The organism is Chryseobacterium scophthalmum (genome assembly GCF_900143185.1).
GTDB classification, from domain to species: Bacteria; Bacteroidota; Bacteroidia; order Flavobacteriales; family Weeksellaceae; genus Chryseobacterium; species Chryseobacterium scophthalmum.
This window is the reverse complement of the sequence record NZ_FSRQ01000001.1, coordinates 529,362-542,584: the sequence shown is the minus strand read 5'-3', so window position 1 is coordinate 542,584 and position 13,223 is coordinate 529,362. Positions and strand designations below refer to the sequence as shown.

At 33.2% G+C, this 13,223-nt stretch carries 13 protein-coding genes; 5 read left to right on the top strand and 8 right to left on the bottom strand.

Translation table 11 applies throughout. From position 1 onward, the window contains the following. The first annotated feature begins 44 nt into the window (after window positions 1-44). Entirely contained in the window at window positions 45-323 is a 279-nt protein-coding gene (locus tag BUR17_RS02380) for a hypothetical protein (RefSeq protein WP_074228451.1), read from the top strand. A gap of 54 nt (window positions 324-377) precedes the next feature. On the opposite strand, the gene BUR17_RS02375 is transcribed toward BUR17_RS02380, so the two are convergent. Genes BUR17_RS02375 through BUR17_RS02350 form a run of 6 tightly spaced genes read right to left on the bottom strand, consistent with a single transcriptional unit; the run spans window position 378 to window position 7,667 of the window. Continuing rightward, the gene (locus BUR17_RS02375; protein ID WP_074228449.1) at window positions 378-749 is read right to left on the bottom strand and encodes a response regulator; all 372 of its coding nucleotides are present in this window, start codon (window positions 747-749) and stop codon (window positions 378-380) included. A gap of 31 nt (window positions 750-780) precedes the next feature. Continuing rightward, window positions 781-1,353 carry a chemotaxis protein CheB gene (locus tag BUR17_RS02370; RefSeq protein WP_074228447.1) on the bottom strand — a complete coding sequence of 191 codons (573 nt, stop codon included), beginning with the start codon at window positions 1,351-1,353 and terminating at the stop codon, window positions 781-783. Window positions 1,354-1,364: 11 nt separating this feature from the next. Continuing rightward, window positions 1,365-2,195: a CheR family methyltransferase gene (locus BUR17_RS02365; protein ID WP_074228445.1), complete on the bottom strand. Its 831-nt coding sequence runs from the start codon at window positions 2,193-2,195 to the stop codon at window positions 1,365-1,367. A gap of 2 nt (window positions 2,196-2,197) precedes the next feature. Then, a complete protein-coding gene (locus BUR17_RS02360) occupies window positions 2,198-2,563 on the bottom strand; it encodes a response regulator (RefSeq protein WP_074228443.1) in 366 nt (121 codons plus the stop codon). Between the two features lie 15 nt (window positions 2,564-2,578). Then, window positions 2,579-6,187: a response regulator gene (locus BUR17_RS02355; RefSeq protein ID WP_074228441.1), complete on the bottom strand. Its 3,609-nt coding sequence runs from the start codon at window positions 6,185-6,187 to the stop codon at window positions 2,579-2,581. A 4-nt stretch (window positions 6,188-6,191) separates the two neighbouring features. Beyond that, window positions 6,192-7,667 carry a hybrid sensor histidine kinase/response regulator gene (locus BUR17_RS02350; protein ID WP_074228439.1) on the bottom strand — a complete coding sequence of 492 codons (1,476 nt, stop codon included), beginning with the start codon at window positions 7,665-7,667 and terminating at the stop codon, window positions 6,192-6,194. Between the two features lie 428 nt (window positions 7,668-8,095). Here BUR17_RS02350 and BUR17_RS02345 point away from each other — a divergent pair, with 428 nt between their 5' ends. The 4 genes from BUR17_RS02345 to BUR17_RS20620 all read left to right on the top strand — a co-directional run bounded on the left by BUR17_RS02345 (window position 8,096) and on the right by BUR17_RS20620 (window position 10,260). Then, window positions 8,096-8,686 carry a hypothetical protein gene (locus tag BUR17_RS02345; RefSeq protein WP_074228437.1) on the top strand — a complete coding sequence of 197 codons (591 nt, stop codon included), beginning with the start codon at window positions 8,096-8,098 and terminating at the stop codon, window positions 8,684-8,686. Window positions 8,687-8,971: 285 nt separating this feature from the next. Next, window positions 8,972-9,199, top strand: coding sequence for a hypothetical protein (locus BUR17_RS02335; protein ID WP_074228434.1), 228 nt, complete (start codon window positions 8,972-8,974; stop codon window positions 9,197-9,199). Between the two features lie 110 nt (window positions 9,200-9,309). After that, window positions 9,310-9,897: a YciE/YciF ferroxidase family protein gene (locus BUR17_RS02330; RefSeq protein WP_074228432.1), complete on the top strand. Its 588-nt coding sequence runs from the start codon at window positions 9,310-9,312 to the stop codon at window positions 9,895-9,897. Window positions 9,898-10,089: 192 nt separating this feature from the next. After that, window positions 10,090-10,260 (top strand): lmo0937 family membrane protein, encoded by a 171-nt coding sequence (locus BUR17_RS20620; RefSeq protein ID WP_116095019.1) that lies wholly within the window; start codon window positions 10,090-10,092, stop codon window positions 10,258-10,260. 111 nt (window positions 10,261-10,371) lie between these two features. On the opposite strand, the gene BUR17_RS02325 is transcribed toward BUR17_RS20620, so the two are convergent. Together BUR17_RS02325 and BUR17_RS02320 are read right to left on the bottom strand one after the other, a co-directional pair. Further along, complete coding sequence (locus BUR17_RS02325) at window positions 10,372-12,099, bottom strand: sensor histidine kinase (RefSeq protein ID WP_074228430.1); 1,728 nt, start codon at window positions 12,097-12,099, stop codon at window positions 10,372-10,374. Further along, entirely contained in the window at window positions 12,099-13,223 is a 1,125-nt protein-coding gene (locus BUR17_RS02320; RefSeq protein WP_074228428.1) for a histidine kinase, read from the bottom strand. Before BUR17_RS02320 ends, BUR17_RS02325 begins: the two co-directional genes overlap by 1 nt.

Genomic DNA, 13,223 nt, shown 5'->3' with positions numbered 1-13,223 from the left:
TATGGCATAGAAATTATTATACTAATAGTAAAAACACCTAAGAGATGGAAATTACAGAACAAAATAAAGATACAATAGAATACTATTTAGCTTTAAACATACAACAGCAGTTTGGCAGTCACATTGATTTGAAAGACGAGTTTATTTTTACAGAAAATCTCGTTTCAAAGAAAACAATTATAGCTCCCACTTTTTCGGATAAGATTTTATCACAACCGGAAATTAAAGAATTTTTATCAGCTTTAATCAGTGATATCAATAATGAAGAGCAACCCCGAAAGTTGCCGAATTCAGATCAGAATCAAATGAGAAATGTAGTATAAAAAGAAAATCCCTTTCAGTAAATGAAGGGGATTTATATTTTTTGAGAAATTATTCTAAGCTTTTTCCTGTAAAAACATCGCAACTTTATCTTCCAAATCTTCAAGATTAAAAGGTTTTGCAACGTAATCATCTGCGTGAGCTTCTTTCGCCAAAGCAACTATATCATTATTTGCCGTTACATAAATTACCGGAATCGATTTAAATTCTTCATGACTCTTTAAAAGCTTTGTTGCCTCTACTCCACCAATTCTGGGAATCCAGTTATCCATGAGAATTACATCAGGTTTGAAACTTGAAACCTTTTCGATAATATCATGAGATGTTTCTGAAATTTCGACCTGATAACCGTTTTCTTCAAAAATGATCGTAATCACTTCCAGAATGGTTTTATCATCATCAAAAATCAAAATTTTCTTCTTACTCATATTCTTTATTTAGCTTTAATTAGTTTATTTTTTATAATTCATTGATATAATCTGCCAGATTATCTGGTGTGATGAGCAGATCATATTTTACTTCTTCCACAGCGTGTTTTGGCATATAATTTACCTCGGCTGTTTCCGGATTCTGAATCCAGACTTTGCCGTTATTTTTTTTAATATAAGACAAACCTTCTACTCCGTCTGCATTGGCTCCTGAAAGCAAAATCCCGACCAAAGTTTTTCCGTAAACTTCTGCAGCAGACTTAAAAGTGACATCAATTGACGGCCTCGAATAATTCATCTTCTCAGAACTGTCCAGAGACATCGTTTTTTTGTTTTCAAATAAAAGATGATAATCTGCGGGAACGATATAAATTTTATTTTTTTTAATATCCGTTTTATCATCAATCTCTACCACTTCAGTTGAAATAAACTGTTGAAGTAAAGTCTGCAAAATATTGGTTGATTGTGCTTTTCTGTGTAGCACCAATATGATGGGAAAGTTTAATTTCTCATTGATGTTTTTAATCATTTCCAAAATAACCTGCAGACTTCCTGCAGATCCACCGATCAAAACCAATTCTGTATTTTTGCCTTCAGTTTGCATATAAAAAAATATTAGTGATGATCTATTTTTTTCCAGATTCTCTGATCATCAATCTGGTGGAAATTTTTGTCTAATTTAGAAAATCTAATCGTCTCTTTTGCTCCTAAAGCCAAAAAGCCTAAATTTTCTAAACTGTTATCAAAAAGTCTGAAAACTCTTTCCTGCAAACCACGGTCAAAATATATAAGAACGTTTCTGCAAATAATCAACTGAAAGCTGTTAAAAGAGCTATCTGAAACCAGATTATGGGTCGATAAAATCAATTTTTCCTGCAGGCTTTTATCAAATTTTACACTATCATAATTCGCAGTATAATAATCTGAAAAATCTTTTTTCCCGCCAGAAAGCATATAATTTTCAGAATATAATTTCATTTGCTGCAAAGGAAAAACTCCTGCTCTTGCTGTTTCTAAAACCGAAGGATTCAAATCTGTTCCGTAGATCAAAGATTTATGATACAAATTGGCTTCTTTCAATAAGATTGCCATAGAATATGCTTCTTCGCCTGTAGAACAACCTGCAACCCAAATTCGGATCAAAGGATAAGTTCCCAACTGCGGTAAAATTTTTTCTCTTAATCCTTTAAAAAAATGAGGATCACGGAACATTTCGGTAACATTTACCGTTACTTCTTCTACAAAACGTTTCAAATATTCCGGCTCATTGATGAGGGTATAACGCAATTCTGCAAAGCTTGTGAATCTTTCTATCAAGCAAATACGGTTTACCCTCCGTTTAAAAGAAGCTCTGCTGTACCCGGAAAAATCGTATCCGTACAGTTCGTAGACATCTTTAATAAGAAATTCTACTTCTTCATCTTTTATGATACTTGGTTCGAGCATTTTTAAGAAAGTTTTTCGACAGCCGTTAACAATATATCAACATTGATCGGTTTTGAAACATAATCCTGCGCTCCCGCATCCAGACATTTCTGACGATCTTCGGGCATTGCCTGCGCGGTAACTGCAATAACAGGAATCTGGCTGATTTCCGGTGTATTTCGGATAATTTTTATCGCTTCATAACCATCCATTTCGGGCATCATCATATCCATCAAAACAACAGAAATATCTTGATCTTTTTTGAGCATATCAATTGCTTCCAAAGCCATTGTAGAGCTCTCAATCTGATATCCTCTCGCTTTTAAAGTCAGTTTTAGGGCAAATATATTTCGCGGATCATCATCCACTATTAAGATTTTCTTATTCATCAGAATTTTATCTGTTTAAATTTCATACAACCACACTCTAAGCAAGGACAATAGCTGATCAATATCTACAGGTTTTGAAATATAGTCTGAAGCTCCTGCATCAATGCATTTCTGGCGGTCTCCAATCATTGCTTTTGCGGTAATGGCAATAATAGGAAGTTTTGCAAATTTCGGCATTTTTCTGATTTCCTGAATGGTTTCATAACCATCCATTTCGGGCATCATCATATCCATTAAAATCACGTCGATATCAGGATTTTGCTTGATCTGTTCCAAGGCGTGCTTTCCGTCCATTGCAACGATCGCTTCCACTTTATATTTTTCTAAAGATTTGGTTAGAGAGAAAATATTTCGGGCATCATCATCTGTAATTAAAATCTTTTTACCACTCAAAACTTCTGTTAATGAGCCTAAAGTTTTTGTTCTTACATTTTCTAAAGAATTATTTTTTTCTTCAACTAAATGTAAAAATAAGCCGACTTCATCTAAAATTCTCTGATAAGAATGCGCAGTTTTCACTACGATAGAATCTGCATACTGCTTAATTTTAAGCTCTTCAGACTGAGATAAGTTTCTTTCCGTAAAAATAATGATCGGCAAGTTTTCGAGACCATCATAACTTTTAATAGATTCGATTACCTGATATTCATTTCCACGAGAGTCCCCGATGTCTAAGATCACACAATCTGTTTGGTTTGAGGTTAATGCTTTCACCACATCTTCAACGTTGTTCTCAATAGATAAAGAGATATTAAAGTTGCTTAAGAAATAAGACAATGCACTTGCGTGTTTTGCATTTTCTTCCACAATCAGCACTTTTTGAGGAGATTTTCTGATCGCTTCTTCAATTTTTTTGAAAACATCTGCCATCTGATCTAAAGCCATTGGCTTGTTAATGAAATCAATAGCACCTTTCATCAGGCTTTCTTTTTTCACATGAAGTACAGACATCATGTGTACAGGAATATGCTTGGTTTCAGGATTAGATTTTAGTTCATCCATTACTTTCCAGCCGTCTTTTACAGGAAGCTGTACATCCAATAAAATCGCTTGTGGATGATATTGTTGTGCAGCAGCTAAAGCATGATCACCTCTTACCACAACGATTCCTTTGTAATCCTGGGTTCTTGCGTATTTCAATAATGCTTTTGCAAAATTGGTATCGTCTTCAATAATTAAAATTACTTTATCGTCTTCATTGATCTGATCTCTGTCGTCATCAACACTTTCAGGGATTTCAAGAACAATTTTTTCATAATATTCCGTTTCACCATCGTCCAGAATATTCTGAATTACTTCTACATCTTCACGAATAATATCTACCAATTGCTGATCGGTTTCATGAGTTACGATTTCTGCAACCGGCTTAATCGGAATATTAAAACTAAACTCACTTCCTTCATTTACTTTACTCGTTAAGCTTAATTCTCCACCCAATAATCTTGCAATTTCACGGCTTATCGACAGTCCTAAACCGGTTCCTCCAAACTTTCTGCGGGTAGAACCATCTGCTTGCTGGAAAGCTTCAAAGATAATTCTCTGCTTGTCTTCCGGAATTCCGATTCCTGTATCTTTCACAGAGAAAATGATGAAATCTTTATTTTTAGGATCTTTTTTAATGTTTAAATCAATGCTTCCATGTTTTGTAAATTTCAATGAATTGGAAAGAAGATTTCGTAAAACCTGATCAACACGCAAACGGTCTGTTTCGATAACGTTTTCAACTTCTTTATCAATATTGATATTAAATTGAAGCTTTTTATCTAAAAACACAGGATTAAAAAGACTTTTTAAATCTTTTACAACTTCAGAAATTTCAACATCATGATATTCTAAGGTCATTTTCCCGGATTCTATTTTAGCTAAATCTAAAATTTCGTCAATCAATGTCAACAAACTACTTCCGGAACTTTGAATCACTTTTGCAGATTCTATCTGATCTTCATTCAGATTTTCTTCAGGATTTTCTACCATTAATCGTGAAAGAAGAAGAATCGAGTTCAAAGGAGTACGCAATTCATGAGACATATTTGCCAAAAACTCAGACTTGTATTTAGTGCTTAACGCCAGTTCTTCAACCTTTTTCTGAATTTCATTATTTCGTTCGGCAATCATATGATTTTTATCTTCCAGCAATCTTGAACGTTCTTCCAGTTCAGCATTTGCCTGCATCAGTTCTTCCTGCTGTACTCTCAGTTCTTCTTCAGAAGCCTGAAGTTTTTGAGTTTGAGCTTCCAGTTCTGTATTAAGGTTTTCCAATTCAGAATGTTGCACCTGTAATTCTTCAGACTGAGCCTGAGTTTCTTCTAATAATTGCTGTTCTTTTTCACGTCCTTTTGCAGCATTAAGCGCAATTCCGATATTTCTTGTGCATTCTACAAAAAAATCGATTCTGTCTTCATCAAAATTAGTCAGTGAAGCTAATTCTAACACACCAATACTGTGACCATCAAAAAGTACAGGAATTAATAACAATCCATTTGTTTTAAGTTTGCTGCTTGAAAAGCTTACTATAAAATCTTCTTCTTTAAGATCATTATAAACTGTAGGTCTTTCGTTAACGAAGGTTTGACCAATCATTCCTTCTCCTGGCTCAAAACTTTTTTTCATATTGCTTTCTAAACCGAAAGCTGAATTGAGTCTTAAAATTCCTTCATCAAATACATATAAAGATCCGTTGATGCATTTTCCGTAATCGATGATTTGATACAGAGAATTTTCTGATATTTCTTTTACCGATTGGTTTCCTACTAAAGATTCGTTTAATAAAGCCAAACCTTTTTGTCGCCAATCACTTTTATTAATGGTTTCAAAAGATAATTTTAAAGATTCTGTCATGTGATTAAGAGAACCTACCAAATCTCCCAAATCGTCTTGAGAATTATCTACCGCTTTTTGACTGTAATCACCATTCGCTACTCGGTTTGCAATCTGCTGAATAGCGGTTACACGTCTCGATATTTGTGCATCTTTATCTCTTAAATCTTTTTCAAGTTTTTCTCTGCGTACAAGATCCGATCTTAATTTCAGATAGAAAAACACGGTTACTACAATTGCAGAAAGCGCTGAAAACATGATGAATAACACCGTTGTATTCGAGGAACGATTGAGGTCTTTGTTTTTTATTTCAAGCTGAGATTCTTCATACTTTACAAAATCATTGACCACTTCACGGCATTTATCCATGTAAATCTTACTCTCTAAGATCTGATCTTGAGTCATCACAATACCTTTGCGTCTGTTTTCAACATAAAACTTCAGATTATTGATGCTTTTTTCAACATTCTGTTCTAAAAGATCTAAACGTTTTTGCTGCTTTGGATCTGCAACATCCATATTTTTTGCAAGCTCAATCGCTTTTGAATATTCATTTAAACTACGATTGTAAGGTTCCAGAAAACTTTCTCTTCCGGTAAGCTGATAACCGCGACTTCCGGTTTCCGCATCTAAAAGCGCTACCAAAACATCTTTTACGGCAGTTGCTGCACGTCTACTTTTTCCTACACTTTCACGATGATTCATCTGATTCTGAATACTCAGATATGAAGCAATTGAGCTTGCAATCAGTATCAACAATGAAAAACCGACACCGAACTGCAGATTTCTTAATATTTTTTTCGGCATAAAATTAATTTAATGGTAATGTGAAATAAAAGGTAGAACCCTCGTCTATAATACTCGAAACTCCAATATTCCCGTGATGTTGCTTAATAATTTCAGAACAGATATAAAGTCCAATTCCCATTCCCTGAAACTGAAGCGAAGACTCTTCTACACGGTAAAACTTATGAAACACAGCTTCCTGCTTGAAATCCGGAATACCAATTCCAAAATCGGTAACACTTACTTTTACTTCCTGCTCTTCTTCATCTACAAATGTGGTAACAATTACCTGATGATTTTCCGGAGAGTATTTGATGGCATTGGTTAAAAAATTAATCAAAACCTGCTCAATACGAATCGCATCCAAAGGAATAAGAATATCCGGAATGTAACCGTGACGATCAATTTTTACCTTTTTCTCATCGTGAGTCTGAAGAATGGTTTCGATTGCATTTTGTATTAACTGATCAAGATTGGTAGGTTTTTTATTGATTTTGAGCTTCCCGTTTTCAATTTTAGAAACATCTAACAAGTCTGAAATTAACGTATTAAGCTTCTCTATCTGATCCTGAACTTTAACCAAGAATCCAGATTCTGCGCTTTCTTTGCTGAGTTTTAATTTTCGGTCTAAAAGCTGAACATAAGCTTTAATACTCGTTAAAGGAGTTTTTAGTTCGTGACTTGCGATACTCAAGAATTCATCCTTCTCTTTCTCTACTTTTTTTTGATCATCAATATCGGTAAACGTTCCTACCCAGTTTTTGATAACATTTTCTTCCCGCACCGGAGTGACGCGAAGGAGATGATATCTAAAGTCTCCGGATTTTATATTTTTAATTCTGATTTCTAATTCAAGTGCTTTTCCTTTCTTTTTGCAACGTGAAAATTCTTCTGTAATACTGAAATCATCAGGGTGAGTTTCAGGAAAAGTAGTGTAAGAATGAGAATATTCGTACCATTTTCCGTTGACAAAATCTACCGTTCCTTCTTCGTTTAGAGTGAATGCAATTTGCGGTAAGGACTCCAACATCAAGTGAAAATGATCGATTTGCGATTTCATCGTCACCTGTGATTCTCGTCTGCCTTTTACTTCAAGCTCAAGACTTTGCTGAGTTTTTCGCATCGCAATATTCTGTTCCTGAAAATTGTAAAAGGTTTTTACTTTCAACAATAAAATTTCAGGATCTACAGGTTTGGTAACATAATCTTTTCCTCCCGAAGCATAACCTTTTGTAATAAATCTTTTCTCTGTATTAACAGCCGATAAAAAGATGATGGGAATATCTTTGGTTCCGCTGTATCCTGCAAGTGTTTCGGCAACTTCAAAACCGTCCATTTCCGGCATTTGTACATCCAAGATAATTAAGGCGTAATCATTTTTCAATGCTTTCCCTAATGCTTCCGGCCCGGAATCTGCGGTATCTACCTGAAAATCTTTAGATTCTAATAATTTTTTTAATGAAAAAAGATTGTTTTGATTGTCATCAACGATTAAGATCATATCTAGGGTAAAATCAATTGTTTGTTAATTTTTTTCTGACTCAAAAATACTGACAATAATTCGATAAACAGTTATTTGTAAACCATTTTTATCATAATCTGTATTATCAGTAATTAATTCAAAAAATTCTTTGAAAATATTTCGAAAATCACAAATTTGTTTAATGATTTATCAGATAAAATTTATGTAACCGTACAAAAAGTAGAGATTACATATATTTTATAAATATTAAATATTTCCTTCCCATTCGCAACAATGATGCCAAGAAAACCAAGTAATTTATCTTAATAATATATTCGATTATTATCATGATTTTGTTTATCTTGTCCTTCAAAATCTTGATTATTTTTATTTAGAATTTTATATCTAATTTGAATCATAAATAGAAACATCAAAATATTTTATTCGAAAAAACTTTTATTTAAACCATGAAAAACACATTGCTGATATTTTTAGTTCTGATTTCTGTAAATATTTATTCGCAACAACAGAGTAATACTGAACATTTCACCGTGCGTGTAAGAGAAGTAATGGGAGACCTGAACAGGGACGGATTGCAGGATAAGGTCATTTTAACCATGGATACCGTTAATGCACAACAACCCTTAAAGCTGCAGATTTTTTTATTGCAACCCAACCGAAAACTTAGACTAGAATTTTCTTCTAAAGACGTTTTCAATCCTCAATATCCTAATGGAAAATATGGTGGCGATCAGGTTCCGAACATACTTATTGAAAACGGAAATCTTATTCTTTATTGTGAAATAAAAGATGTAAAAGAATATTATACATTCTTTTATCAGAACGGAAAATTTGAATTAATTCAAATAAAAAAAATCGTTTGGGACGGCAAAGATACAACGACCGAAACAAAATTTGATCTTGTAAAAGGAGAAAAAACTGAAGTCAGCCAATTATTGGGTTCAGAAAAAGCTAAAAAGAAAAAGCCAACAAAAATTGCTTTAAAAGCTTTACCTACTTTACAGAATTTCAGAAGTCCTGAAAATCAATTCGAATAAATCATATTGAATTATGATTAACAATAATATGATCATATATAATCATAATTAAAGTTTAGATACCACACGAATTATGCATGGCATACGAATTGATATATGCAATGCACACCACAATCAATTATATTATTATGATTTTGAATTGCCTACATTACGTAGGCAATTTTTGTATACAAGAATCTGAAAATGATTCAAATACGGAAAAAGGAAAATTTGTGGGCATGTTTATTGTTAAAAATCTTTTGATTAAGAACGTAAAAATTAATACAATTTTAAAAATATAAATTTATGACCCATAAAGAAGCATTATTGCATAAAAAAGAATCTCTGAAAAATGCCGACGAATCGGTACTAAAACAATATCATCTTGTGATTTCACCAGCGAATACCGATGAAAGCAAAAAATTCATCGATGATTTCCTGAAAAATCCTGAAAAATTTGATGATGACAGCTGTAAAAAATATTCTTCTGATGATGCTTTTGAAGTCATCAGTTTTAAGAAAGAAGAGGAATAATATTTTTATTTAAATCCTTATTTTACAATACATACCACATTGTAAAGATTTTACCTTCGATGGTCTGAAAATTGTAATTTTAAAAGGTAAACCACCTAACAAAATTTTTTATGAAAACTAAAAGTGTATCTACTAAAAAAGATTCAGCTAAAAAAACGACAAAAGCTCCTGTAAAATCTACCGCTAAGACTCCTGCAAAAAAAGATGCTGCAAAAAATCTGAGTGATTTATTTGAAGATGCTTTAAAGGATATTTACTGGGCAGAAAAAGCGCTTACAAAAGCATTACCCAAAATGCAGAAAAATGCAACTGATCCAAAACTTAAAAAAGCCATCGGCGACCATTTGGAAGAAACCAAAGAACAGGTAAAAAGACTTGAAGCATGCTTTAAAGCATTAAAGAAAAAACCACAGGCAAAAAAATGCGATGCAATGCAAGGACTTTTAGACGAAGGTAAAAGCATTATGGAAGAAACAAAACCAGGCGCAGTACGTGATGTAGGAATTATCGCAGCTTCACAAAAAGTTGAGCATTACGAGATAGCAACTTACGGAACTTTGGCAGCATACGCAAAAATCCTTAAAGAAAAAGATTGTCTTAAACAGTTGCTTTCTACCTTAGATGAAGAAAAAAACTGTAATAATCTGCTCTCGAAACTTGCAGATACCAATCTCAATTCCAAAGCTATAAACGATTAATCGTTCACTATAAAAGATCCTTAACGGGATCTTTTTTTATGCTTAATTAAAAATAAAAAATACCACATTTTAAAAATTAAACCTCTGTAAATCAAATATAAAAGGAATTAATATTTTTTAAGAATAATATCTAAAACCATTTAAGGCACAGAAAATGCATATAACTAAATAACCAACCAAAAATTTATTATTATGAGAAGTATATTATGGCTTGTTGCAGTAATCTGCATCGCAGTCTGGCTTTTAGGAATGCTGGGCGTAATTCCAGGAATGGATACAGGAAGTTTAATTCACGTTCTTTTAGTTATTGCAATTGTTGTTGTATTAATTAATGTTATATCAGGACGAAAGCCACTCAATTAAGAGTAAAACAAAAAGATAAAAAGTAGCTGAAAATATTTTTCCAGCTACTTTTTTATTTTAGATCATATTGCATTTCCTTTCAGTTAAAAACACAATTTTATTATTTTCACATTAATTTTTTAAAATAAAACTAAATACACTTCCCTTTCCTACTTCACTTTCTACAGCAATGCTTCCGCGTTGTGCTTCAATAAATTCTTTACTGATGCTGAGTCCTAAACCAGTTCCTTCAGCTTTTGTTCCGGGAACCCGAAAATATCTTGTGAAAATATGTTTCAGATATTGCTCATCAATCCCTAAACCTTGATCTTCAACAGAAAATTTCACGTGATCAGAATCAATTTTCTCAACTTTTATAGTGACAGTTGATCGTTCATAAGAATAACGAATTGCATTAGAAACAATATTATTAAGAACCCATAAAGTCTTTTCCTGATCAGCATTGATGATATCTAGGCCTGAATCTATATCAGTAATCATAGAAATTTGTCTTTTATCTGCTGCAGATCTATTGGTTTTAATAACTTCTTCAAGCATTTCATTAATCTTAAACGGACGAATATTCAATTGACTTACTCCGGTTTCCAATTGAGCTACATTTAATAGTTCACCTGTGATCTTTAGCAATCGTAATGTATCTTCATCAATCCCTTTAATCAATTTTTGCTGCTCTTCATTAAGGCTCCCAATTTTTTCATTTTCCAATAATTGTAATCCCATTTGTATTGAAGAAATAGGAGTTTTAAACTCATGTGAAACAGTTCCTATGAAACGGGTTTTAGCAAGATCAAGCTCTTTAAAAGGTGTAATGTTTCGAAGCATGATCACCTGACCAATAAAACGGCTGTCATTTTCACCGGTTGGAATCACATTGATATCTAAAATTTCTTTTTCGAAATAGTTTTCTTTTCCTTCCACAAAAATTTTTAATAATTCGGAAGGATTTTTCTCTGCATCCGGATTGATGATCTCTTTAATAAGATCACGCACCAAATCGTTACTCACAGCAACATCCTGAATGAGTTTACCCACAAAATTTTCTTTTTTAAGACCGGAAATTTTTAAAGCTTCATCATTTACAAAAAGAACTTTTCTGTTTTCATCAATTCCTATTACGGCATCGTGCATATTGTCAATCAAAGTCTCGATGCGTTTTTTTCCTTTTAATATTTTATCAATTCGGCTTTCAGAATATTCCTGAAGTTTTTCAGCCATCGTATTAAAAGATCTCGCCAGTTCACCAAATTCACTGTTACTTTCAAACTGTACTCGCTCTCTGTAATTCTGATTGGCAATCTGATGAATACTCGAAGTCAATTCACGGATCGGATTTGAAATATTGGCCGGAAGATTCACCATCAAAATAAAAGCAATTAAAAAGCACAAGGTTCCTGCAATAGAAATAACTGCAATTGCATTTTGTGCGGTTGTATTGGCAATTCCGCTTTTAATTTGGATGGCATTCATATTCAGCTGCATCAATTCTGCAATATCTTTTCGAATAGCTGAATGTAAATTTAAATTTTCTTTATCATTTTTTAAATCTGAAAAATGAGCGAGTATATTTTTCGTAGCTTCTTTTTCCCCATCTTCTGTAATATTCTGACGCTGAAGATCAAGATTTTTCTGAAATTCTGCTATTGCAAAAGGTTCTTTACCAATTTCTTCGAGCGACAACAGCATATTTCGGGAATACTGCAATGTATTGTAATTGTCAGTAAGAATATTCTGTGTGTCTTTTTTAAGCTGATAAATAAACCATCCACCCAAAGTAGACAGTACAATTATCATAAAAAACAGGAGACCAACGCCTGCGTTAAGCTTTGTTTTTATTTTCATTACGACAAAATTACTAAATCTACGTTCTGTTTTGAAAGTCTTTTGAGTAAGGAATTAAAAGTATCTGTAGCCAAAATAATTCTCCAGATATCCAGATGTGGTTTGCCGATGCATACGGTTGTAATTTTACGTTCTTCGCACTGCTCCATAATCGTCATTGCAATATTTTTACTTTGAATTTTTATGATTTCAGCGCCTAATTCGGTAGCCAGTTTAAAATTATTGATCAAATGTCTTTGCTTGTTAAGTGCAATTCTATCAGCCGATTCACGAGGAACCTGCACATACAGTAAAAACCACTGACTGTTGTAATAACTTGCCAGTCTCGCCGTTTTTCTGATCACATTTTTAGCCGTTGTTTCGTTTGAACTGATACATGCAAGGAATTTTTCTTTCCTTAAAGTTTTTCCGGTTATAATTTCGGTTTCTACTTTTCTGGTTACCTGTGATGCGACTTCTTTCAACGCCAACTCACGAAGCTGAAGAATATTTTCGTTTTTAAAAAAATTATCTAATGCTGAAGAAATTTTACTTTTATCGTAAATTTTTCCTTCTTTTAATCTGGTAATCAATTCATCGGCAGTAAGGTCGATATTCACAACCTCATCGGCAGAAGCCAAAACGGTATCAGGAATTCTTTCGGTAACTTCAATTCCTGTCACCGTTTTCACCTCATTATTTAGACTTTCTAAATGTTGGATATTTACAGCGCTGATAACGTTAATTCCAGCGTCTAAAATCTCAAAAACATCCTGCCATCTTTTTTTATTTTTACTCCCTTCAATATTGGTATGAGCCAATTCGTCAATAATAACAATCTCAGGACGCAATACGATAATTGCCGGAACATCGAGCTCATCGAGCTCTTTTCCTTTGTAAAATAATTTTCTTCTGGGAATGATCGGAAGACCTTCCAACAAATCATGGGTTTCTTTACGATTGTGCGTTTCTACATAGCCAATTTTTACATCAATCCCGTTTTGAAGAAGCACATGAGCTTCCTGCAGCATTCTGTAGGTTTTTCCTACACCTGCACTCATTCCGATGTAAATTTTCAGTTTACCACGTTTTGAACTGTTAATTAGCTGCAGAAACTCTTCCGCTGATTTTCGTGATTCATTCAT